The sequence below is a fragment of the Streptomyces atratus genome (genome assembly GCF_900119365.1).
In the GTDB taxonomy this organism is placed as follows: Bacteria; Actinomycetota; Actinomycetes; order Streptomycetales; family Streptomycetaceae; genus Streptomyces; species Streptomyces atratus_B.
The window spans coordinates 1-24966 of sequence record NZ_FPJO01000043.1 but is presented as its reverse complement, the minus strand read 5'-3'; the positions used below and the strand labels follow the sequence as shown (position 1 = coordinate 24966).

General features: G+C 72.3%; 8 protein-coding genes and 1 pseudogene. 4 read left to right on the top strand and 5 right to left on the bottom strand.

Going from position 1 to position 24966, the window contains the following annotated elements; all coding sequences use genetic code 11:
• Positions 1–13: 13 nt before the first annotated feature.
• Both BT364_RS43685 and BT364_RS36095 read left to right on the top strand, forming a co-directional pair.
• Positions 14–9469 carry a type I polyketide synthase gene (locus BT364_RS43685; protein WP_072489407.1) on the top strand — a complete coding sequence of 3152 codons (9456 nt, stop codon included), beginning with the start codon at positions 14–16 and terminating at the stop codon, positions 9467–9469.
• Positions 9470–9512: 43 nt separating this feature from the next.
• A pseudogene (locus BT364_RS36095) lies at positions 9513–13484 on the top strand (type I polyketide synthase); the annotation flags it as partial.
• 210 nt (positions 13485–13694) lie between these two features.
• Here BT364_RS36095 and BT364_RS36090 read toward each other — a convergent pair.
• The 5 genes from BT364_RS36090 to BT364_RS36070 all read right to left on the bottom strand — a co-directional run bounded on the left by BT364_RS36090 (position 13695) and on the right by BT364_RS36070 (position 19240).
• The gene (locus tag BT364_RS36090) at positions 13695–14288 is read right to left on the bottom strand and encodes a sulfocyanin-like copper-binding protein (protein ID WP_072489405.1); all 594 of its coding nucleotides are present in this window, start codon (positions 14286–14288) and stop codon (positions 13695–13697) included.
• On the bottom strand, positions 14285–14554 hold the full coding sequence (locus tag BT364_RS36085) for an SHOCT domain-containing protein (protein ID WP_072489410.1): 270 nt from the start codon (positions 14552–14554) through the stop codon (positions 14285–14287). Before BT364_RS36085 ends, BT364_RS36090 begins: the two co-directional genes overlap by 4 nt.
• Positions 14555–14742: 188 nt before the next feature.
• The gene (locus BT364_RS36080) at positions 14743–15126 is read right to left on the bottom strand and encodes a hypothetical protein (protein WP_256260381.1); all 384 of its coding nucleotides are present in this window, start codon (positions 15124–15126) and stop codon (positions 14743–14745) included.
• 67 nt (positions 15127–15193) lie between these two features.
• The gene (locus BT364_RS36075) at positions 15194–18208 is read right to left on the bottom strand and encodes a non-ribosomal peptide synthetase (protein WP_072489403.1); all 3015 of its coding nucleotides are present in this window, start codon (positions 18206–18208) and stop codon (positions 15194–15196) included.
• 6 nt (positions 18209–18214) lie between these two features.
• Entirely contained in the window at positions 18215–19240 is a 1026-nt protein-coding gene (locus tag BT364_RS36070) for a TauD/TfdA family dioxygenase (RefSeq protein WP_256260380.1), read from the bottom strand.
• Between the two features lie 397 nt (positions 19241–19637).
• Between BT364_RS36070 and BT364_RS36065 the strand changes: the two genes are divergently transcribed.
• Together BT364_RS36065 and BT364_RS36060 are read left to right on the top strand one after the other, a co-directional pair.
• Positions 19638–20543 (top strand): menaquinone biosynthetic enzyme MqnA/MqnD family protein, encoded by a 906-nt coding sequence (locus BT364_RS36065; protein ID WP_072489401.1) that lies wholly within the window; start codon positions 19638–19640, stop codon positions 20541–20543.
• Positions 20544–20659: 116 nt separating this feature from the next.
• Positions 20660–24966 (top strand): beta-ketoacyl synthase N-terminal-like domain-containing protein (locus BT364_RS36060; protein ID WP_143166607.1); only part of this gene is annotated, 4307 nt, incomplete at its 3' end.

Genomic DNA, 24966 nt, shown 5'->3' with positions numbered 1-24966 from the left:
AAAGGACGTCAGGGTGGCGAACGAAGAAAAGCTCCGCTACTTCCTCAAGCGGGTCAGTACCGATCTCGACGCGGCGCAGGAACGGCTGCGCGAGCGGGAGGCCCGTGACACGGAGCCGATCGCGATCGTCGGCATGAGCTGCAGGTTCCCCGGAGGTGTACGTACCCCCGCGGATCTGTGGCGGCTCGTTTTCGACGGCACCGACGCCATGGCGCCCTTCCCGACCGACCGGGGCTGGGACCTCGGATCGATCATCGACACCGACTCCGATCAGACGGGGACCTCCTACGTCGCCGACGGAGGATTCCTCGACGGAGTCGCCGGGTTCGATCCGGGGTTCTTCGGGATCTCGCCGCGCGAGGCCCTTGCGATGGACCCGCAGCAGCGGCTCCTCCTGGAGACCTCATGGGAGGCCTTCGAGCACGCGGGCATCGACCCCGAGACCGTGCGGGGCAGCCAGGTCGGCGTGTTCGCCGGTACGAACGGCCAGGACTACCCGCTCCTCCTCGTCGGCAACCAGGCCGGCCTGGAGGGCTACCTCGGCACGGGCAGCGCGGCAGCCGTCGTCTCCGGCCGCATCTCGTACACGATGGGCCTGGAAGGCCCCGCGGTGACCGTCGACACTGCCTGCTCGTCGTCGCTGGTCGCCCTGCACCTGGCCGCCCAGGCGCTGCGCAACGGCGAATGCTCCATGGCCCTGGCCGGCGGGGTGACCCTCATGGCGACCCCGGGCATGTTCATCGACTTCAGCCGCCAGCGCGGCCTCGCCACGAACGGCCGCTGCAAGGCCTTCGCGGACGCCGCCGACGGCACCGGCTTCTCCGAGGGCGTCGGCATGCTCCTCGTGGAGCGGCTCTCGGACGCCCAGCGAAACGGCCACAAGGTCCTCGCCGTCGTACGGGGCTCCGCGGTCAACCAGGACGGCGCGTCCAACGGCCTCACCGCCCCCAACGGGCCGTCGCAGAAGCGCGTCATCCTCAAGGCCCTCGACAACGCGAAGGTCTCGGCCGACCAGGTCGACGTCGTCGAGGCGCATGGCACCGGCACGACGCTGGGTGACCCGATCGAGGCGCAGGCCCTGCTCGCCACCTACGGCCAGGACCGGCCCGAGGACCGCCCGCTGTGGCTCGGCTCGCTGAAGTCGAACATCGGCCACACGCAGGCCGCCGCAGGCGTCGCCGGGGTCATGAAGATGGTCCTGGCCCTGCAGCACGGCGTCCTGCCGCAAACCCTGCACATCGACAAGCCGTCAACCCACGTGGACTGGTCCGAGGGCGACGTACGCCTTCTGGACGAGCGCCGCGACTGGCCCGAGACCGGTGCCCCGCGCCGGGCGGGCGTCTCCGCGTTCGGCGTCAGCGGGACGAACGCCCACGTGATCCTGGAACAGGCCCCGGAAGCTCCGGAAGCTGCGGAAGCTCCGGGGGCTGCGGGGGACGTGCGTCCGGTGGTGGGGTTGTCGGCTGTTCCGTGGGTGTTGTCGGCGAAGTCGCCGCAGGCTCTGGTGGATCAGGCGGGTCGTCTGCTGGCGCGGGTTCGTGATGATGCCGGGCTTTCGGTGGTCGATCTGGGTTATTCGTTGGCGTTGACCCGGTCCCGTTTCGAGTATCGGGCCGGTGTGGTGGCCGGTGGGCGTGCGGACTTCGTGGCCGCGTTGGAGGCGATTGCCGCGGGTGGTCCGGCTCCTGGTGTGGTTCGGGGGGTTGCGGCGGATGCCGAGGTGCGTCCGGTGTTCGTGTTCCCGGGGCAGGGGGCGCAGTGGGCCGGGATGGCGGTGGGCCTGCTGGAGTCCTCGCCGGTGTTCGCGGCGCGGATGGCCGAGTGTGCGGCTGCTTTGGAGCCGTACACCGACTGGTCGTTGCTGGACGTCGTACGTGGTGTGGACGGTGCGCCCGGTCTGGACCGCGTCGACGTGGTCCAGCCGGTGTTGTGGGCCGTGATGGTGTCCCTGGCGGAGGTGTGGCGGTCGTACGGTGTCGAGCCGGCGGCCGTGATCGGTCACTCGCAGGGTGAGATCGCGGCGGCGGTGGTTGCGGGCATTCTGTCGCTGGGCGATGCGGCGAAGGTGGTGGCCCTGCGCAGCCGGGCGATCATCGCGCTCGCGGGCCGGGGCGGCATGGTGTCCGTGGCGCAGCCCGCCGCCTGGACCCGGGAGAAGGTCGCGGCCTGGGACGGCCGGATCTCCATCGCCGCCGTCAACGGACCGTCGTCCGTGGTCGTTTCGGGCGACCCGGAAGCCCTGGACGAGCTCGTCACCGACTGTCAGGCCAACGAGATCCGCGCGCGCAAGGTCGACGTGGACTACGCCTCGCACTCCGCCCACGTCGAGGAGATCGAGACCGAGCTGGCCGAGCTGCTCGCGGGCATTGCGCCTGGCGCGGGCGATGTGGCCCTGTACTCGTCTCTCACCGGATCCCTCCTGAGCGGTACGGAGATGGGTGCGGGCTACTGGTACAACAACCTCCGCGAGACCGTCGAGTTCGAGCAGGCCACCCGCACCGCCCTCGCCGACGGGCACACCGTCTTCATCGAGGTCAGCCCGCACCCCGTCCTCTCCCTCGGCCTCCAGGGCACCATCGAGGACACCGGCACCGACGCCGTGACCCTCGGCACCCTCCGCCGCGACGAAGGCGGACCCGACCGCTTCCTCACCTCCCTCACCGAAGCCCACGTCCACGGCACCACCGTCGACTGGCAGACCGTCTTCGCCGACACCGGCGCCACCCGCACCCCCCTCCCCACCTACGCCTTCCAACGCGCCCACTACTGGCCGGACTCGCCCGCCGCGGCACTGGTCGAGGCCATCGACCCGGACGATGCCGCCTTCTGGGAGGCCATCGAGCACCAGGACCTGGACGCACTCGCCCAGACCCTCGGGCGTGTCGACGAGCCCACTGCGGCCTCGCTCGAAACCGTGCTGCCCGTCCTGGCCGCCTGGCGCCGCCACCGCCGCGAGCGCTCGGCCTCGGATGCCTGGCACTACAAGGTCACCTGGAAGCCCCTCCCGAGCGCCCTCGAAGCCACGCTCACGGGCCGCTGGCTGCTCGCCGTACCCGCGAACCTCTCCGCCGACGACACCCTGATCGTCGAGACCGTCGCAGCGGGCCTGGCCCGGCACGGCGCCCGGACCGCCCGCATCACCGTCTCCGGCAGCGCTCCCGACCGCGAGGAGCTCGCCGGACTGCTCGCGGGTGACTGGAACCTGGCCGGTGTGCTCTCCCTGCTCTCCCTGGCCGACGGCACGCACGGTGACCACCAGGGCGTGCCCGCGGGGCTGGCCGCCGAACTCACCCTCGTCCAGGCGCTGAACGACGCCGGTGTCGAGGCACCCCTGTGGTGCGCCACGCACGGCGCGGTGGCCACCAGCGGCGCCGACACCCTGCTCGACCCTGCCCGCGCCGCCGTCTGGGGGCTCGGTCAGGTCGCGGCCATCGAGCAGCCCGCCACCTGGGGCGGCCTGGTCGACCTGCCCGTTGTCGTGGACGAGCGTGCCGCGGACCGGCTGGTGGGACTCCTCGCCGGACGTGACGGCACCGAGGACGAGTTCGCCGTACGCACCGCAGGCGTGCTGGCCCGCCGGCTGACCCGCGCACCGCTCGCCGCCGAGGCGGACGAGTGGTCGCCGCGCGGCACCGTCCTGATCACCGGCGGCACCGGGGCCCTCGGCGGGTACGTCGCCCGCTGGCTGGCCCGTAACGGCGCCGAGCACCTCGTACTGACCAGTCGGCGCGGCCTCGACGCCCCCGGCGCGCCCGAACTGCGCGACGAACTCACCGCCCTGGGAGCCTCGGTCACCGTCGCCGCGTGCGATGTCGCCGACCGCGACGCGCTGGTCTCCGTACTCGCACAGGTTCCCGCCGAGCACCCGCTGACCGCCGTCGTCCACACGGCGGGTGTGCTCGACGACGGTGTCCTGCCCTCGATGAGCCCCGCCCGCTTCGCGCAGGTCCTCGACGCCAAGGCGACCGCCGCGGCCCACCTGCACGAGCTGACCCAGGAGCTCGGACTCGACGCGTTCGTCCTGTTCTCCTCGCTGGCCGGGACGTTCGGCAATGCGGGCCAGGCCAACTACGCCTCCGCCAACGCGCTGCTCGACGCCCTCGCCCACCACCGCGTCTCCCTCGGCCTCCCGGCCACCTCCATCGCCTGGGGTGCCTGGGGCGGCGGTGGCCTCGCCACCGACCCGCTCATCGCCCAGCGCATGGAGCGCGGCGGCATGCCCGCCATGGACCCCGAGGTCGCGGTCGCCGTGATGGCCAAGTCCGTCGCGGCCGGCGAGGCCTGTGCCGCCATCGCCGACATCGACTGGGCCGTGCTCGCGCCGGGCCGGCTGGCCACCGGCCGGGCCGCGCTCATCGGCGACATCGACGACGTACGCCGGGCCGCCGCCACGTTCACCGCCCCGGCCGCCCCCGCCGCCGACACCGGCAGCACCGGTGTGCTCGCCGCCCGGCTGGCCGAACTCTCGCCCGCCGACGGCACCCGGATGCTGCTGGACCTGGTGCGCGGGCAGGCCGCCGCGGTGCTCGGCCACAGGTCCGACGACGACGTGCAGCCGGGCAAGGCGTTCCGGGAGCTCGGCTTCGACTCCCTGACCGCCGTCGAACTGCGCAACCTGCTCGCCGCCACCACCGGGCTCCGCCTGCCGGCCACCCTGGTCTTCGACTACCCGACCCCCAACGAGCTGGCCGCCTTCCTGCACGCGGAGCTGGCCCCCACCGCGAGCGCCTCGGCCGCCGGGGCCGTCACCGCCCCGGCCGTCCCGGCCGACGCCGACGACCCCGTCGTGATCGTGGGCATGGGCTGCCGCTTCCCGGCCGGCGTGAGCTCGCCCGAACAGCTGTGGGACCTGCTCGCCACGGGCACCGATGCGATCTCGCCGCTCCCGGGCGACCGCGGCTGGAGCCTGGAGCAGTACTACGACGCCGACCCGAACAAGCCCGGCGCCTCGCACGTCCGCGAAGGCGGATTCATCGATGCCATCAGCGAGTTCGACCCCGCCTTCTTCGGGATCTCGCCGCGCGAGGCCCTCGCCATGGACCCGCAGCAGCGGCTGCTGCTGGAGACCGCCTGGGACGCCTTCGAACGGGCCGGCATCGACCCGACCTCGCTCAAGGGCAGCCGTACCGGAGTGTTCGTCGGCACCAACGGCCAGGACTACGCCAACCTGCTGATCGGCTCCACCGAGGGCGTCCAGGGCTATGTGGCCACCGGCAGCTCCGCCAGCGTGCTCTCCGGACGCATCGCCTACACCCTCGGCTTCGAGGGCCCCGCGGTCTCCGTCGACACGGCCTGCTCCTCCTCGCTCGTCGCACTGCACTGGGCCGTCCAGGCACTGAGGACCGGCGAATGCGAACTCGCCGTCGCGGGCGGCGTCACCGTCATGTCCACCCCGGGCGTGTTCCTGGAGTTCAGCCAGCAGGGCGTGCTCGCCGCCGACGGCCGGGTGAAGGCGTTCGCGGACTCCGCAGACGGCACCGGCTGGGGCGAGGGCGTGGGCGTCCTGCTCGTCGAGCGGCTCTCCACCGCCCGCCGCAACGGCCACCAGGTCCTCGCCGTCGTGGCCGGCTCCGCCGTCAACCAGGACGGCGCGTCCAATGGCCTGACCGCACCCAACGGCCCGTCCCAGCAGCGGGTCATCCGCCAGGCCCTCGCCAACGCCGGCCTGTCCGGTGGCGAAGTCGACGCGGTCGAGGCACACGGTACGGGCACGACGCTGGGCGACCCCATCGAGGCGCAGGCCCTGCTCGCCACGTACGGCCGTGAGCGCGCCGAGGGCGGGCAGCCCCTGCTGCTCGGCTCGATCAAGTCGAACATCGGCCACACGCAGGCCGCGGCCGGTGTCGCGGGCGTCATCAAGATGGTCATGGCCATGCGCCACGGCGTACTCCCGAAGACCCTGCACGTCGACCGGCCCTCCACCCAGGTGGACTGGGAGGCCGGCGCGGTCGAGCTGCTCACCGGCAACCGGGACTGGCCCGAGACGGGTGACCGCCCGCGCCGTTCCGCCGTCTCCTCCTTCGGCATCAGCGGTACCAACGCGCACGTGATCCTCGCCCAGGCACCGACCGGGCAGGAGCAGGCCGCCGATCCGGACCCGTCGCCCACGACGCTGCCACCGCTGGTCCCGCTGGTGCTGTCGGCCAGGTCGGACCAGGCCCTGGCAGGCCAGGCCGAGCGGCTCCTCGCCCGCATCCGTGAGGACGGCGGCTCCTCGCTCGTCGACATCGGCCACTCGCTGGCCACGCACCGGGCCCAACTGGAGCGCCGGGCCGCCGTGGTGGCGGCCGACCGCGCCGAGCTCCTGCGCAGCCTGGAGGTCCTGGCCGCCGGGGCGACGGCCGCGGGCGTGGTGAAGGGCCAGGCGGCCACCGGTCGCACGGCGTTCCTGTTCTCGGGTCAGGGGTCGCAGCGGGCCGGTATGGGCCGTGAACTGTACGAGGCGTACCCGGTGTTCGCGGACGCCTTCGACGGGGTCTGCGCGGAACTCGACAAGTACCTCGACCAGCCGGTCAAGGATGTGGTGTTCTGCGGTTCGGAGCTGATCGACCAGACCATGTACACCCAGGCGGGTCTCTTCGCGATCGAGGTCGCACTGTTCCGGCTGCTGGAGCACTGGGGTGTCACCCCGGAGTACCTCCTCGGTCACTCGATCGGTGAACTGGCCGCCGCACACGTGGCGGGCGTCTGGTCCCTGGAGGACGCGGCCGCCCTGGTCGCCGCCCGGGGCCGCCTGATGCAGGCGCTGCCCACCGGCGGAGCGATGGTCGCCATCCAGGCCACCGAGGCGGAGATCCTGCCTCTGCTCACCGAGGACGTCTCGATCGCCGCGATCAACGGCCCGAAGGCTGTGGTCATTTCGGGTGGCGAGGACGCCGTGCTCGCGATCGCGTCCGGCTTCGAGAAGACCAAGCGCCTCCGCGTCAGCCATGCCTTCCACTCGCCGCGCATGGAACCCATGCTGACCGAGTTCAAGGCCATCGCGGAGAACCTGACCTTCCACGCACCGAAGCTCCCGATCGTCTCCAACCTCACGGGCGAGCTCGCCGGTGAGGAGCTGCTGACCGCCGACTACTGGGTGGACCACGTCCGCCAGGCAGTCCGCTTCCTCGACGGAATCCGCCACCTCGAAACCCAGGGCGTCACCACGTACCTGGAACTCGGCCCCGGCGGCGCGCTCGCCGCGATCGGCCAGGACTGCCTCGTCGACCCCCGCAAGAAGACACTGATCCCCGCACTGCGCAAGGCCCTCGACGAGCCGCGCAGCGTCATCGGCGCGATCGCCGCCGCCCATGTGCACGGCGCGACCCTGGACTGGAGCCGGTTCTACGCCGGTACCGGCGCCCGGCGCGTCGACCTGCCCACCTACGCCTTCGACCGTCAGCGGTACTGGCCGCAGGCCCCCGAGCAGCTGGTGCTTCCCGCTCCGGCTGCCGCACCCGCCGAGCACGCGGTCGACACGGCGCTGTGGGAAGCCATCGACTCAGGCGACCTCACGGCCCTCCTGGCCGGAATCGGCCTGACCGGTGACGTCCCGCTCAAGGACGCCCTCCCGGCCCTGTCCACCTGGCGCCACCGACGGCGCCGACAGGACATCGTGGACAACTGGCGTTACGAGGCGGCCTGGCACCCCTTCGCCACGCCCACCTCCGGTACCACGCTCTCCGGCCGCTGGCTGCTGGCCGTCCCCGCGTCGCTCGCCACCACCGAGCTCGCCGAGTGGGCGGAACAGGGCCTGAAGTCGGCCGGCGCCGAGGTCGCCCCGCTGGAGAACGGCGCCACCGACCTCTCCGCGTACACCGACGCCGTCGGCGTCCTCTCCCTGCTGGGACTCGACGACACGGCCCTCGACCGGGGCGTGGCCCCCGGTCTGGCCGACACGCTCGCCCTCGTCCAGCGGCTCGGCGAGGCCGGTGTCCAGGCGCCGCTGTGGGCCTTCACCCGGGGCGCCGTCTCCACGGCGCCGGCCGACCCGCTGCGCAGTCCCGCCCAGACCCAGGTCTGGGGCCTGGGCCGGGTGGTGGCCCTGGAGCACCCGAAGTGCTGGGGCGGTCTGATCGACCTGCCCGAGACCCTCGACACCGCGGCCTGGGACCGGGCCGCCGCCCTCCTCGCCGGTACCGACGGCGAGGACCAGGCCGCGATCCGCGCCGAAGGGACCTTCGTACGCCGCGTGGTGCGCGGCCGGACCGGCCCGGACTCCGGCTGGACCGTACGCGGCACCGTACTGATCACCGGCGGTACCGGCGGACTCGGCGCCAGGGTGGCCCGCTGGGCCGCCGCCGGTGGTGCCGATCGCGTCGTCCTCACCAGCCGACGCGGCACGGATGCCCCCGGGGCCGCCGAACTGTGCACACAAATCGAGGAGTTGGGCGCCCGCGCCACGGTCTTCGCCTGCGACGCTACCGACCGCACGGCACTCACCGAACTGGCCCGCTCGCTGGAGGCCGAGGGCACACCGGTCCGCTCCGTGGTCCACACCGCGGGAGTCGGACAGGCCACCGCCCTCGCCGCCATCACCCCGGAGGAGCTGGCCGGCGTCCTGGACGCCAAGGTGACCGGCGCGGCCAACCTCGACGCCGTCTTCGCGGACGCCGACCTGGACGCCTTCGTCCTCTTCTCCTCCATCTCGGCCACCTGGGGCAGCGGCTGGCAGGGCGGCTACGCCGCGGCCAACGCCTACCTCGACGGCCTCGCCGAGGAACGCCGAGCCCGCGGCCTGGCCGCCACCTCCCTCGCCTGGGGCCCCTGGGCCGGCGGCGGTCTCGCCCAGGGCGAGGCCGTGGAGCAGCTGGAGCGCCGGGGCCTGACCCTGATGGACCCGGACACCGCCATCGCTGCCATGGACCGGGCACTCGCCCTGGACGAGGCATGCGTCACCGTGGCCGATGTGGCCTGGGAGAAGTTCGCGCCCTCGTTCACCGCCCTGCGCCCCAGCCGGCTGCTGAGCGAGCTGTACGACCCGCGGCCCGGCGGCCGGGCCACGGCGGACACCGACCAGGCTCCGGAAGGGGCCCAGGAAGCTTCCGCGGCCCTGCACGCACGACTGGTCTCCGCACCGGCCGACGAACAGCGGAGGATCCTCCAGGAGCTGGTGCGGGCCGAGGCCGCCCAGGTGCTCGGCTATGCCTCCGCCCACGCGATCGAACCGGACCGCGCCTTCCGCGACCTCGGATTCGACTCCGTGATGGGCATCGAACTGCGCAATCGCCTCAACGAGGCGACCGGGCTCGACCTCGAGTCGACGATCGTCTTCGACGAGCCGTCGCCCGAGACGCTCGCCGAGCGCATCCGCCACGAACTGCTGCCGGACACGGCCGCCGGGGCGGACGACCCGGACGGCGTCCCGGCCGCCGATCAGGCCGGCGACGATCGCGTCGACGGTGACCGCACCGACCGCAGCGACGAGATCAAGGCCATGGACGTCCAGGAGCTGATCCGCATGGCAATGGAGACGAAGAGCGCATGAGGGCTCGAACGTACAGGGGGAACAGCTGATGGACTCAGGTGCCGACCAGATCGTCGAGGCGCTCCGCTCCGCCCTCGTGGACAACGAGCGGCTGAAACTGCAGAACCAGCGGTTGGCCGACGCGTCGACCGAACCCGTCGCCATCGTCGGGATGAGCTGCCGGCTGCCCGGCGGCGCCGACTCCCCGGAGGCGCTGTGGCAGCTCGTGCTCGACGGCCGGGACGCCGTCTCGGCCGTTCCCACCGACCGGGGCTGGGACCCGGCGTGGCTGCGCGGCCCCGACGAACCGGCGGACGCACCGCCCTCGTTGGAGGGCGGCTTCGTCCACGACGCCCCGTGCTTCGACCCGGCCCCGTTCGGCATCAGCCCGCGCGAGGCCCTGGCCATGGACCCGCAGCAGCGCCTGCTGCTGGAGGCCACCTGGGAGGCCCTCGAACGCGGCGGCTTCGACCCGACCGCGCTGAAGGGGACACCCACCGGCGTCTTCGTCGGCTGCTCGGCCTCCGGGTACAGCGCGACCATGTACGGCGACGCCCAGGGCAGCGAGTCGTACCTGCTCACCGGCACCGCCGGTGGTGTGCTCTCCGGCCGCATCTCCTACGCCTTCGGCCTGGAGGGCCCCGCCGTCACCGTGGACACGGCGTGCTCGTCGTCGTCCGTGGCGCTCCACCTGGCCGTCCAGTCGCTGCGCAAGGGCGAATGCACGCTCGCCGTCGCCGGCGGCGCCGCCGTCATCGCCACTCCCGGCGTCTTCGCCGAGTTCAGCAAGCAGGGCGGGCTGGCCGCCGACGGCCGCTGCAAGGCCTTCGCCGACTCGGCCGACGGCACCGGCTGGGCCGAGGGCACCGGCATGCTGCTCCTGGAGCGGCTCTCGGAAGCCCGCCGCAACGGACACGAGGTACTGGCCGTCATCCGCGGCTCCGCCGTCAACCAGGACGGCGCGAGCAACGGCCTCACGGCCCCCAGCGGCCCGGCGCAGCGCCGGGTCATCCGCCAGGCCCTCGCCGACGCCCGCCTGACCACGGCCGATGTGGACGTCGTCGAGGCGCACGGCACCGGCACCACCCTGGGCGACCCGATCGAGGCACAGGCACTGCTCGCCACCTACGGGCAGGGCCGCCCCGAGGACCGGCCGCTGTGGCTGGGCTCCCTGAAGTCGAACATGGGCCACCCGCAGGCCACCGCCGGCGTCGCGGGCGTCATCAAGATGGTCATGGCCATCCGTAACGGCATACTGCCGCGCACCCTGCACGCCGAAGAGCCCTCGACCCACGTCAAATGGTCGGCGGGCGCGGTCCGGCTGCTCAACGAGCAGCAGCCCTGGCCCGAGACCGGCCGGGCACGCCGGGCGGGCGTCTCCTCGTTCGGCATGAGCGGTACGAACGTCCACCTCATCGTGGAGGAGGCACCGGAGGAGGACCCCGCGACGCCGGGGCGGGAGCCGAGGACGGCAGCCACCGGGGACGGGGCCTCCGTCGTCCCCTGGGTGCTGTCGGCCAAAACCGAGAAGGCCCTGCGCGCCCAGGCCGGGCGACTGCTCGACCGCGTACGCGAGGACGCCGGGACCTCCCTCACGGACATCGGCTACTCCCTGGCCCTGACCCGGACGGCCTTCAGCCACCGGGCGGCCGTGGTGGCCGGTGAGCGCGCGGACTTCGTCGCCGCTCTGGAGTCGCTCGCCGAGGGAACCCCCGCGGCCACAGCCATGTCCGGCCTGGCCGGCCGGGGTACCCGCCCCGTGTTCGTGTTCCCGGGTCAGGGGGCGCAGTGGGCCGGGATGGCGGTGGGCCTGCTGGAGTTCTCGCCGGTGTTCGCGGCGCGGATGGCCGAGTGCGCGGCTGCTTTGGAGCCGTACGTCGACTGGTCGTTGCTGGACGTCGTACGTGGTGTGGACGGTGCGCCCGGTCTGGACCGCGTGGATGTGGTCCAGCCGGTGTTGTGGGCCGTGATGGTGTCCCTGGCGGAGGTGTGGCGGTCGTACGGTGTCGAGCCGGCGGCGGTCATCGGTCACTCGCAGGGTGAGATCGCGGCGGCGGCGGTTGCGGGCATTCTGTCGCTGGGCGACGCGGCGAAGGTGGTGGCCCTGCGCAGCCGGGCGATCATCGCGCTCGCGGGCCGGGGCGGCATGGTGTCCGTGGCCCAGCCCGCCGCCTGGACCCGGGAGAAGATCGCGGCCTGGGACGGCCGGATCTCCATCGCCGCCGTCAACGGCCCCTCGTCCGTGGTCGTTTCCGGCGACCCCGAAGCCCTGGACGAACTCGTCACCGACTGCCACACCAACGACATCCGCGCACGCAAGATCGACGTCGACTACGCCTCGCACTCCGCCCACGTCGAGGAGATCGAGGCGGAGTTGGCGAAGCTGCTCGTGGGCATCGCCCCGCAGACCGGCGGTACGGCCCTGTATTCGTCCCTCACCGGTGGATTGCTCGACGGTACGGAGATGGGTGCCGGGTACTGGTACGACAACCTCCGCGAGACCGTCGAGTTCGAGCAGGCCACCCGTGCTGCCCTCGCCGACGGGCACAGCGCCTTCATCGAGGTCAGCCCCCACCCCGTCCTCGCGATCGGTCTCCAGGGCACCATCGAGAATGTCGGTGCCGATGCCGCGGTCCTCGGCACCCTGCGCCGTCACGAAGGCGGCCAGGACCGGTTCCTGACTTCCCTGGCCGAGGCCCACTGCCACGGCACGACCGTCGACTGGACGGCCGTCTTCGCGAACACCGGCGCAACCCGCGTCCCTCTCCCCACCTACGCCTTCCAACGCACCCACTACTGGCCGGCCCCGCCGGCGCCCGGCACCTTCTTCTCGGCCCCCGCGCCTTCGGGCGAGTCGGTCGAGACGATCGACGACGACGAGGCGGCCCAGGCGAGCGAGGAGTTCGCCGCGCGGCTGCGGGACACACCGGCCGCCGAGCGGCACTGGCTGCTCGTCGGCCTCGTGACGCAGCACGCCGCCGCCGTCCTGGGCCACGACTCGGCCGACGCCATCGAGAAGGACACCAACTTCCTTGAGCAGGGCTTCGATTCCCTGACCGCGCTCAGGATGCGCAACAACCTTCAGAAAGTCCTCGGCGTCACCCTGTCGCCGACCCTGCTGTTCGACCACTCCACCCCGGTCCGGCTCGCCCGCCACCTCGCCGAGCGGCTGCTCGGTGCCGAGGCCGGGGCCGGCGGCGACGAGGCCGCGGACGAGCCCCCGCAGCCGGGCGCCAACGGCCTGCTCGGGCAGCTCTTCCGGCAAAGCCGGGACATCGGCAGGCCCGTGGAGTACACGGAACTGCTGATCAACCTGGCCTCCTTCCGCCCGACCTACGAGGACCACACGAGCCTGGAGACACCGCACCGCGCGGTCCCGCTGGGCCGGACCGGCGGGGAGGAGGCGGCGCGCCCCGCGCTGATCAGCTGCTGCACCATGTCGATGCTGTCCGGCGCCCACGAGTACGCGCGCCTGGCGGCGGGCTTCCGCGGGGTGCGGGACGTCTACGCCCTCCCGCATCCCGGGTTCGGGGCCGGCCAGGACCTGCCCGCGAGCCGCGACACACTGCTGCGTACCCACGCGGACACGGTCCTGCGGACCGTCGGCGACCGCCCGTTCGTCCTCACCGGCCACTCCGGCGGTGCCATGGTCGCCAACGTCCTCTCGCTGGAACTGGCCAGGCAGGGCCGCGCCCCCGAGGCCGTGGTCCTCATGGACAGCTACCCCGTCGACAGCGAGGTGCTCGTCAACTGGATCCCGCAGATGCTCGACGGGATGGTCGAACGGGACAGTGCGTACACGCCGATGGACGACTACCGCACCACGGCGTGGGCGGCGTACCTCCAGTTCTTCTTCGACTGGAAGGCCCAGCCGCTCGACGTACCCACCCTCCTGGTCCGCGCGGCCGATCCGCTCGGCACCATCCCCGAGGACGCCGACTGGCGCGCCCAGTGGCCGTACCCCCACGACGTGGTCGACGTACCCGGTGACCACTTCACGATGCTGGGCGACCACTCGGAGGACGTCGCCAAGCGCATCCAGGAGTGGCTGAACGACCAGGGCCTGTAGACCGTGCCTGCAAATCCTGCCTGACGCGAGGTGTCCGGCACGCGCACCGGCGTCGTTGCTTGTCGGAAGCCGCCAGTAGCCTCGGGCGCTCCGAGACCATTCCGGCGCCTTGCGATCGCACACACCAGGCGCCGCGCGGTCGCCCTCCGGGCGACGACGGCAGTTTGACGACAGGGTCTAGCGGCCGATGACGTCGAGTTCGGTGTACATGCCGGCCAGGTAGTGGCCGGGGACGTTGCAGACCAGCTCGTAGTGGCCGGGCCGCAGCGTGAGTGTGATCCATCCGGTCGTTCCCGGGGCGATGCCGTCACCCGCGCCCGCGCCGCAGCTGCGTGAGGCCTCGCCGAGACTGCCTGCCTCGTCGATGCGCCCGTCCGCACCGGTAGGCCGCTGTCCCGGGACCTGGTCCGCGGGCAGGGGCAGCACCATCACCTCGTGTGTGAGGTATCCGGCGTTGACCGCGCGCAGCGACACTGTTCCGGCCGTGACGGTGGTGGGGTGAGCGATCAGGCGCATTCCGCCCCCGGGGCCCGGACCGCTGGGGCGGCTCATCATGCCGGGGCCCATGTCGGCCAAGGTCACCTCCACCACCTGGCCCGGCAACGGGGGCGCTGTGCACCGCGCGGCGCTCGGCGCCCTCCAGTTGGCGGGGTGTGGACCGTGGAAGGCGCCGGTAGTGGCCAACAGCGCTGTCGTGGCAATGCCCAGCAGCAGCGCCGCGGCGGCACCGGCCAGGACCAGCCACCACCGGCGCCGGCGGTCCGCGTTCACCGCTGTTCCCGCAGCAGCGCGAGGCGACGTTTGTATTCGTCCTCGTCGATTTCCCCGCGGGCGAACCGCTCGGCGAGCAGGTCCTCTGCTCGCCTGCCTCCCCACCCGTGCTCGCCGGAGGGAGGAGGCGAGCCGGGCCGGTGGGCGCTGGTCAGGTAGTGGACAAGGGCAACGATGCCGGCGATCACCAGTGCGAAGAACAGCACCATGACCGCGGTCATGACAAACCAGCCGCCCCCGCCCCAGCCGCCGTCGTACCACATCATGCCGATCACTTCCTTCGGCCGGCTTCCGCAATTCCAGCGTGGATGAGGAACGCCTTCGAGGGAAATCGGGAGCATGGCTTCCGGTGCTGGGCCGAACGGCCCATGGGCTCATGCCCGCGGCCTGAAGATCGACCGCAGCGTGAGACCGCCGTACCGCCGCCCACCCCGAGCCTCGCCGCCGGGCAGACTCAGCGCTTGCGGTCGCCAGGTGCGAGCAGGCTGGTGAGCTGCGCGATCGCTTCCGGGGAGGGCTTGAAATAGCGGCGCACGTTCTCCGGCTTCTTGTGCCGGGATTTCGCCATCAGCATGAGCAGCGGCGCGCCCTGTTCGCCGAGGCGGGTCAGGGAGGCGTGGCGGTACTCGTGCAGGTCCCAGCCCGGGCCCGGCCCTCGCATTGCGGTGTGCTCGTCCAGCGGCGCGCGGGCGCCGATCTCGTCGTCCGCGACCGACGCCGGCGGCCGGGCCTCCCCGAGTCGCTCGGCGGTCTTGCCCACCCCGGTTCCGTAGTTCCGGACCGTGTTCGGGTTGCCGAGTGAGTCGAGGAAGACATCGGCTGCCGTCCGGACGGTCAACGTCTTCCCCGTCGGCAGTTGCACGGCGCACCGGGCCCACAGACACGGCGTCCACGCCGGTGGTGCGTCAGCGCAGGCTCTCCACGACCTCCGCGACGTGCCGGAGCGTCGGGCGTGCGATGAAGCGCGCCAGGTAGGACATGAACTCCTTCTCCCGCTCCGGGGGCACGAGCTGCGAGGCCACCCGTGCCAGCATCGTCAGCAGGGTCACCGAGTCGCCGCCCAGCGCGTGGAAGTCCGGCTCCTGGCCCAGCCGGGCCGCCGGCAGGCCCAGCGTGTCGGACCAGATCTCCGCGACGGCCGCCTCGACACCCGCACGCTCCCCGGCCGTCTCCGGTGCCTCAAGCGGCTCCCCGGACGTCTCGAACGGCGTGGGCAGGGCGGAGACGTCGACCTTGCCGTTCGGCGTCAGCGGCAGCTCCGGGATCACCAGGGTCGTGCCGGGGACCATGTAGCGCGGCAGCCGCTCGGCCACGTACGCGGCGAGCGTGTCGGTCGGCACCTCCATGTCGTCGAGCACGACCCATGCGTACAGCGCCTTGTCGGTCGTCCCCGGGCGCGGCATGCCTGCGACGAAGGCACTGGCCACCGCCGGGTGCTCCTCCAGGATGTGGGCGATCTCCGCCGGCTCCACCCGGTGGCCGTGCACCTTGACCTGCTCGTCGGTACGGCCCGCCGACTCCAGCTCGCCGGACGGCAGCAGCCGGGCCAGGTCACCACTGCGGTAGACCCGGGTGCCGTCGGCCAGGCGCAGGAAACGCTCCGCGTTCAGATCCGGGCGGCCCCGGTAGCCGCGGGCGAGCTGGTCCCCGGCCAGGAACATCTCGCCGACCTCGCCCGGCTCCACGAAGCAGCCGCGCGCGTCCAGCAGATGGATGTGGGTGCCGGGGGTCGGCAGGCCGATCGGGACCGACGGCAGCTCGGCATCGCGCGCCGGGTCGAACCGGCGGGACATACAGCCGATCGTCGTCTCCGTCGGACCGTACTCGTTGAAGATCCGGCACTGCGGGCCGAAGATCTCCTGTGCCCGCGCGGCGACCGAGCCGCGCAGCAGCTCGCCCCCCGCGACGACCGTACGGAAACCCGTGGGCCGCAGCCCCAGCCGGCTGATGAGGTCCAGGTGGGTCGGGGTCAGCTTGAGCGCGTTGGCCCCCGAGGAGGTCAGCATCTCCCGCAGCACCACATGGTCGAGGTCGTCCGGGACCAGGGTGATGGAACCGCCGACCAGCAGCGGCAGGAACAGCGCCGTGTTGGACAGGTCGAACGCCAGCGAGGTGAAGAGCGGGTAGCAGGTGGTGTCGTCCACGCCGTAGGTGCGGATCGCCCAGTCGGAGAACACCGTCAGCTGGGCGTGCTCGATCTCCACACCCTTGGGGCGGCCCGTCGAGCCGGACGTGTAGATGATGTACGCGAGATCGCCGGGCCGTACGCCGTCGCCGGCGGCCGGGCGGCCCCCGCGGTCGGCGAGATCCTCCAGGACCGCGGCCTCGCAGCCCACCGGCACCAGCTCGCGCTTGGCGAGCGCCCGGTCGACCAGGCACACGCTCGCCCGGGCGTCCCGCAGCAGGCCGGACAGACGCTGATCGGGGTGGGCCGGGTCCAGCGGCAGATACGCCGCCCCGGCCTTGAGGACGCCCCAGATGCCCGCCATCGCCGCGACGGTCCGCCCGGCAGCCAGACCCACGACCGAACCGCGGCCCAGCCCCCGGTCCCGCAGCTCCGCCGCGATCGAGTCCGCCTTGCGGCTCAGCTCCGCGTAACTGACCGGCCCCTCCGGCCCGTTCAGCGCGATCGCGTCCGGGGTGCGGGCCGCCTGCGCCTCGAACTGCTCCACCACCGTCCCGGTCCGGGTCAGCGGCAGGGCCGGGGCGTTGCCCGCCCACTCCCTGCGGTGCGCGGGCGACAGCTCCTCCTCGATCGCGTCGAGCAGCGCCTCCGCCCGCTGGGCGGTCCCGGGACCGTCGTGCCAGCCGATGGTGATCTCCGTACGGCCGTCGAACTCCAGCAGGTCCACCTCCGGAGGACCGACCGGACCGGAGTTCGGCAGAGCGAACACATCGGTGGCCCGGAACGCGGCGGTGCTCAGCGCGTCCGGGCTGATCCTCCCCATGTTGGAGAGCGTCGCGAGGGCGGAGTACTTGTTCTGCGCGGCCGAGTATGCGTCGAGCTCGGAGATCTGACGGCGCAGGATGTCCAGCGGCACGGTCGTCATGACGGTGTCGGCGCGGGCCGCCAGGTCGTGCCCCTCGGCCAGCAGCGTCAGCATCCGCTCATGTGCTTCCTCCCACCCCGCGTCGGCATCCACCTCGAACAGCGGATTGTGGGTGAGGTTGCCCGTCGAGCGCAGCTCGGGCGCGTAGCGGCGCAGGTCCACCGGAACCATGAAACGCCCGGTCCGCACACCGCGGGCCCGGGCGATGGCGAGCGCCACCTTGGCGACCGCACCGGGGTGCGAACCGTCGATGGTGCGGCGGCGCCAGAAGAAGCCCCGGTTCTCGCCGCCGGTGGCCCGGGGGCCCAGCGCGGACGGCCGGTCCAGGTCCGCCTGGATACCGGGGGAGGACTTCACTCCCGCCGCGTCGAGCCGGTCTAGCAGCTGCGCCTCGCTCACCGCGTCCGGCGCTCCGAGCAGCGGCTCACCGCGCAGCGCCCGGAACACCTCTTCGGCCCAGAACATGAGGCCCTTGCCGTCGAGCGCGCCGTGGAAGGCGCGGAAGACGATGTGCGTACCACCGGGGTGCCCCGACAGCAGCACCTCGCAGGTGGGACCGCCGTCGCCCATCAGCGGGCGGTGCAGGTCCGGTGCGTCGGCGGCCGGGTCCAGGCTGCCCTCGGGCAGCTCCCGCACGGCCGGTGCCTCACCGCTGTCCGTCCAGGTCATGCCCGTGCGGGTGAGCCGGGTACCGGGGCAGGAGCCGGCCGCCCGCTCGACGGCGGCGGCCAGCTCGGGCCGGCTGACGAGCCCGGTTCCCTGCACGAACAGATGCATGACACCGGGCACCGAGTCCGGATAGACCAGGAACCAGGCCTCCATGGGGGAGACCGGCCGGCTGTAGATGGTGGGGTCCGCCCCGATGGGCATGGTCTGCTACCTCTCCTTGGTGTTCAGCGGTTCCGGAGTGTTCAGCGGGCCGGGCGCCGAGCTCTGCAGCACCTGGCCGCCGTCCGGCCGCGACGCACGCGACCTCCGGTGGTCGATGTGTACGAAAATCCGCTGGAGCCAGCGGTCAGCGCCGTCATAGCGCGGCTGGAACGCGTTCCGGCCGTGCAACGCCATCCGGTTGTCGACCAGTGCGAGGTCGCCCGGCGCCAGCAGGAGTTCCTGGTAGCTGTGGTCGACTGCCTTCTCCAGCAGGAGCAGCGCGTCGGCCGCGGCGTCGTCCAGCGCCGTCGTGCTGCTGAAGTCGACCGTCAGATCCGGGTCGTCGACGCTGCCGGTCAGGACGGGGCGCGGTTCCTCGCTGCCGGGCGGCATGCCGAACGACGCGGGCGCGGCGATCGTGAAGCGCGGCTCGTGAAGGATCGACCGGACCGGCTCCGGGAGCAGCGGCACGATGCGGCGCACCGACGCGATCCGCAGCTTCGCCACGTTCGCATGGTCGTTGCGTACGCACATCAGGCCGACGAAGTCCGGGCGCAGCGGGTGGAAGGCGTTCTCCGTGTGCATGTTCAGCTTGGTGGAGCCCGCGTTGCCCTGGAAGCTCTCCATACCGGGCACCGGGACCACGTCCTGCACCAGGGCGCCGGACTTCTCCTTGTCGAAGGCGACCACCTCGCCCAGCGCCATGCCGATGAGTGCGAGGGCCGCGGCCGGCACAGTGGCGGTGCGCTGCACCGAGCCGACGACGGACGGCGTGGCCGGTGTCTCGCCGGGCGCGTGCCGCGGCAGATTGCGCAGCAGCAGCATCGCGTCGGTCCCCGGATCCCAGGTGAACTCCCGCAGCCGCGCCCGCAACCCGGACGGCAGCTCGCTCGACAGTGCGCGGGCGGCGGCGATCCAGCGGGGGTCGTCGATCAGGTGGGGAGCCGTACCGGACAGCTCCTCGGCCAGGGCGGTGAGTTCGGCTTTCTCCGCATCGTCCAGGTGCAAGACCGGATCGACGATGCTTGCCACCTCCGTATGGGAAGACATAAGTCTCCATTCGTTGTCGAGATGTCGTGAGCGAATGCCAAGTGCTTTTCGAGCAGGCTACGAGCGCCCCGAAACGCGGGCAACCCTTATCGGTAGGGGGTCACCCCTACCGTCGAAGGCCACTTGCTGCAAGGCCACTTGGTGCCACATCGGAAACCCGAGTTCGCTCTGCGAGCCGCGCTACGGTGGCCGGGATCTCAGCTCTTGGCGGCGGCCGATAAATACGCCAAAAACAATCTCCGGCAGCCTGTCGGCCGCGGTCAAGGATTCATAATTCGAGCAATCGGAAGCGTTGATGACCTTGAGTGCACAGACGACAGAAATAGGCCCTTCGCAGCTCCCCGGATCGCTGGATTACGCGGATGGAACATTCGCCGGAATGGAGTTCGGTGAAGTCGGGCGGGCGGCGGCGTTCAAGCGGAGCCGTCCCCGCGTCGGCCACATCTCGTTCCTCAACTGCCTGCCCCTGTACTGGGGCCTCGCGAAGACCGGCAGCCTGCTCGACCTCGACGTCACCAGGGCGAGCCCCGAGATCCTCAGCGCCGCCCTGGCCGAGGGCCGGCTGGACATGGGTCCGATCAGTGTCTTCGAGTACCTCAAGCATGCCGAGGACCTGGTCGTCCTGCCGGACATCGCGATCGGCAGCGACGGCGACGTCCAGTCCTGCCTGATCTTCAGCAAGGTACCGCTCGACGAACTCGACGGTGCGAAGGTCGCACTCGGCTCCGCCAGCCGCACCTCCGTCCGCCTCGCCCAGCTGCTGCTCGGCGAACAGATCGGAGTGAAGCCACAGTACGAGGTCACCGAGCCCGACCTCGGCGTGATGATGCGCGACGCCCGGGCCGGCGTGCTCATCGGCGATGTCGCGCTGCGCGCCGCCCTGTACGAGGCCCCCCGGCTCGGCCTGCGAGTCCACGACCTCGGCGGCATGTGGCGGGACTGGACGGGACTGCCGTTCGTGTTCGCCGTCATGGCCGTCCGGCGGGAATTCCTGGCCCGCGAACCCGAAATCGTACGCCGTGTCCACGAGGACCTCAGGATCGCGCGGGATCTCTCCCTCCAGGAGATCGACCTGATCTGCGAACAGGCCGCCGAATGGGAGGAGTTCACCTCGGAGACGCTGAAGGACTATTACCTCAACGGACTCGACTTCGATTTCGGTCCACGACAGCTCGCCGCCCTCACCGAGTTCGCCCGAAGGGTGGGCGGACCGGACGCCGGATTCCCCGCGGACCTGCGGATCGATGTCCTCGGAATGAACCCGCAGGGGCAGCACAGGGGGTGACAGGGGTTCAGCCCCGTACCCGGGCGGATCACACTGTCCGCAACACTCCGGGCCGGAGTCCGCCGCTCGGTGTGCGAGGGCCAAGAAGGGCCGAATCGAGAGACGGATATGGTGACATGCTGCGTGCCGAGCTGATCCGCCCATTCCCTGAAATTCTTCGGGAGCACGCCGAACGGTCCGGCGGGAAGAAGGCATTCCGCGACGCGCGCAGGGCCGTCACGTACGCCGGCCTGGAGCAGCGCACCGGCCGGATCGCCGGACACCTGGCGGCCCTCGGACTGGAACCCGGGGACCGCGTCGTGATCCTGCTCGGCAACCGGGTCGAGACCGTCGAGAGCTATCTCGCGGCGATCCGCGCCGCGGCCGTGGGCGTCCCCGTCAACCCGCACTCCGCCGACACCGAGCTCGCCCACATCCTCGCCGACAGCGGCGCCCGCGCCGTCATCACCGACTCCGCACACATCGCCCGGATCCGGCGCGCCCGGAGCGCCGGAGACGCGGAGCCCGTCCTCGTCGTCGTGCCGGACACCGCCCTCCCGGACGCCGCACCGGGCCCCGGCACCGTCTGCTACGAGACGCTCGCCACCACCGAACCCGCCGCCCCCGCCCGGGACTCCCTCGGCCTGGACGACATCACCTGGCAGCTGTACACCTCCGGCACCACCGGCAAACCCAAGGGCGTACTTTCCACCCAGCGGAGCGCCCTGTGGTCCGTCGCCGCCTCGTACGCGCCGATCGCGGGACTCTCCGCCGAGGCCCGGGTCGTCTGGCCGCTCCCGCTCTTCCACAGCTTCTCCCACATCGCGTGCGTCGTCGGCGTGACCGCGGTCGGCGCCACCGCCCGCATCCTCGACGGCTTCTCGGCCGAGGACGTCGCGGCCGCCGTACGCGAGGAGTCCGCCACCTTCCTCGCCGGCGTCCCCGCCCTCTACCAGCACCTCGTCGACGCCGCCGACGGACAGTCCCTCCGCGGCACCGGCCTGCGCACCTGCCTGGTCGCCGGGGCGATCACGACCGTCGCGCTCCAGACGGCCTTCGAAACCGCGTACGGCGTACCGCTGCTCAACCTCTACGGCAGCACCGAGGCCTGCGGCGCCATCACCATGAACACCGCCACCGGCCCCCGCGTCGAGGGCTCCTGCGGCCCGGCCGTCCCCGGCCTCGACGTACGACTCGTCGATCCCGGCACCGGACGGGACAGCGCACCCGGCGCCGAGGGCGAGATCTGGGTCAAGGGCCCCAACGTGATGGCCGGCTACCACAACCGGCCCGAGGCCACCGCCGAAGTCCTCACCGACGGCTGGTACCGGACCGGCGACCTGGCCCGCCGCGCCCCGTCGGGCCACTTCACCATCAGCGGCCGTCTGAAGGAACTCATCATCCGCGGCGGCGAGAACATCCACCCCACCGAGGTCGAGGACGTCCTGCGTGCCGTGCCCGGCGTCGCGGACGCCGCCGTCACCGGAAAGCCGGACACCGTACTCGGCGAAGTCCCTGTGGCCTTCCTCGTCCCCGGCCCCGACGGACTGCCCGCCCCCGCCGAGCTCCTCGCAGCCTGCCGGACCCACCTCTCGTACTTCAAGGCCCCGCACGAGTTCCACGCCGTCGCCCGCATCCCCCGTACCGCCTCGGGCAAGATCACCCGCCACGCCCTCCTCGACCACCCCGCCCGTCTCCTGGCCACGTCCACCGCGGACCACGTCCTCCACCGCCCCCGGTGGTCCCCCCTCCCTGCCCGGACCGGCAGCCGGACCGCCGCCGACGCACCGGGGAGCTGGGCCGTACTCGAACCGGCCGGGGCGGAGCCCGTGTCCGGGGGCAGGCCGGCGTCCGCGCTGCGGAAGGCGGGCGCCACCGTACGTACGTATCCCGACGTGGCCTCGCTCACCGCGGACCTGGCCGCCGGCGCTCCGGCGCCCGACCGGGTCCTCCTCCTTCCCGTAGCGCACACCGACCCGGCGACAGCCCCGGTCACCGATCCGGTCACCGTCACGGACGAGCTGACCACGGCGGTCGACGAACTCCTCGTGTGCGACGCCCTCCGGACCACCCGCGTCGTCGTGGTCACCCACGGCGCCGTCTCCACCGGCCCCGGCGACCCGCTCCGCAACCCGGCACACGCAGCGGCACGCGGCGCCCTGCGCCCCCTCGACGACAGCCAGCCCGGCCGCTGCACCCGCATCGACCTGGAAGCGCCCGCCCCCGAGGACCAGGACCTGCTCGCGCTCCTCGACGCCGTCGACAGCGGCGTCACCGAGGGCGCCGTCCGCCACGGCCGGGTTCTCGTCCCCGGACTGCGCGACATCGCCCACATCGGGTCCGGGACATCCTCCGACAGCCCGCTCGACCCCCGGGGCACGGTCCTGGTCACCGGCGCCGACAACCCGGCCACGGCCGACCTCGTCCGTCACCTCGTCACCGCCCACGGCGTACGACGCGTCCTGCTGCCGTACGCCGGCGAGGAACACACGGTGACGGCCCTGAGCACCGAACTGGCGGACACGGGAGCCGAGATCACCGCCGCCGCGGTCGATCTCGCCGCCGTCGACCCAGCGGACCCGGCCGCTCTCGCCGCCCTGATCCCGCACCCGCTCTCCCTCGTGGTGCACACCCTTCCCGCCGGGCTGCGCGCCGCCGTCGACACCACCCTGCCCCTCCAGCACATCGCCGGCCCCGCCCGCCTGCTGCTCATCGCCCCGCCGGGCACGGCCCCCGCCGCCGAGGCCTTCGCACACGCCTTCGCCGCCCAGCGCCACGTACGTGGCCTGCCCGCTCTCGCCCTGACCACCGGAGCCGGGCTGACGGGCCGCGCACGCACGGCCGCGCTCGACGCCGCACTGCTGCTGGACGGCGAACACAGCCTCGTCGCGGACCCCGACGCCACCGCGACGGCCGAGCCCGCGCCGCAGTCAGCCGCCCCCGAACCCGCAACGGTCCGGCGACTGCGCGACGAACTCGCGGACCACACCGAGGAGGAGCGGCTGCGGAGCCTCCTCGACCTCGTCCGCACCGAGGCCGCCGAGGTCGCCCAACTGCCCACGACGGACGAGATCGAACCCGACCGGGCGTTCAAGGACCTCGGTTTCACCTCCCAGGCGGCCGTCCGGCTCCGCAGCCGCCTGACGGCCGCCACCGGCCTCGTCCTCCCGGCCACCCTGGCCTTCGACCACCCCACCCCGGCCGCCGTCGCCCGCCACCTCCACACGCTCCTGACCAGCACGGGTACGGGTACGGGTGCCTCGGACACCCCGGCGGAGCGCACCACCGCCCCCGACGAACCGATCGCGATCGTCGCGATGGGCTGCCGGCTCCCCGGCGGCATCACCTCGCCGGACGACCTCTGGAAGATGGTCGCCGACGGCGGCCACGGCATCACCCCCTTCCCCGAGGACCGGGGCTGGGACCTGACCGCCCTCTACCACCCCGACCCGGAACACCCGGGCACGATGTACGTCCGTGACAGCGGATTCCTGCACGACGCCGCCGAGTTCGACGCCCCCTTCTTCGGCATCAAGCCGCGCGAGGCCCTGGCGATGGACCCGCAGCAGCGCCTCGTCCTGGAGACCTCCTGGGAGACCCTGGAGCGCGCCGGCATCACCCCGCGCTCCCTGCACGGCACCCGGACCGGCGTGTACGTCGGCCTCATGAACCACGACTACGCCGGCGACATGGGCGCCGCCCTCGGCGCGGCCGAGGGATATGTGTGCACCGGCACCGCAGGCAGTGTGGCCTCCGGCCGGGTGTCCTACATCCTGGGCCTGGAGGGCCCGGCGGTGACGGTGGACACGGCCTGCTCGTCCTCGCTGGTCGCCCTGCACCTGGCGGCCCAGGCGCTGCGGGCGGGGGAGTGCGACCTGGCGCTCGCGGGCGGTGTGACCGTCATGGCGGGCCCCGGCTCGTTCATAGAGTTCAGCCGCCAGGGCGGCCTGGCCGCCGACGGCCGCTGCAAGCCCTTCGCGGACGGCGCGGACGGCACCGGCTGGTCCGAAGGCGTCGGCATGCTCCTCGTCGAGCGCCTCTCCGACGCCCGCCGCAACGGCCACCAGGTGCTCGCAGTCATCCGTGGCTCGGCCATCAACCAGGACGGTGCGTCGAACGGTCTGACGGCTCCGAACGGTCCGTCGCAGCAGCGGGTGATCCGGCAGGCGCTGGCGAATGCCCGGCTCTCGGGTGATCAGGTCGATGTGGTGGAGGCGCACGGCACAGGCACGGTACTGGGTGACCCGATCGAGGCGCAGGCGTTGCTGGCGACCTACGGTCAGGACCGGCCGGGGGACCGGCCGTTGTGGTTGGGCTCGTTGAAGTCGAACATCGGTCATACGCAGGCGGCTGCCGGTGTTGCGGGGATCATCAAGATGGTCATGGCGATGCGTCGTGGTGTGTTGCCGCGGACGCTGAATGTCGATGTGCCTTCGTCGAAGGT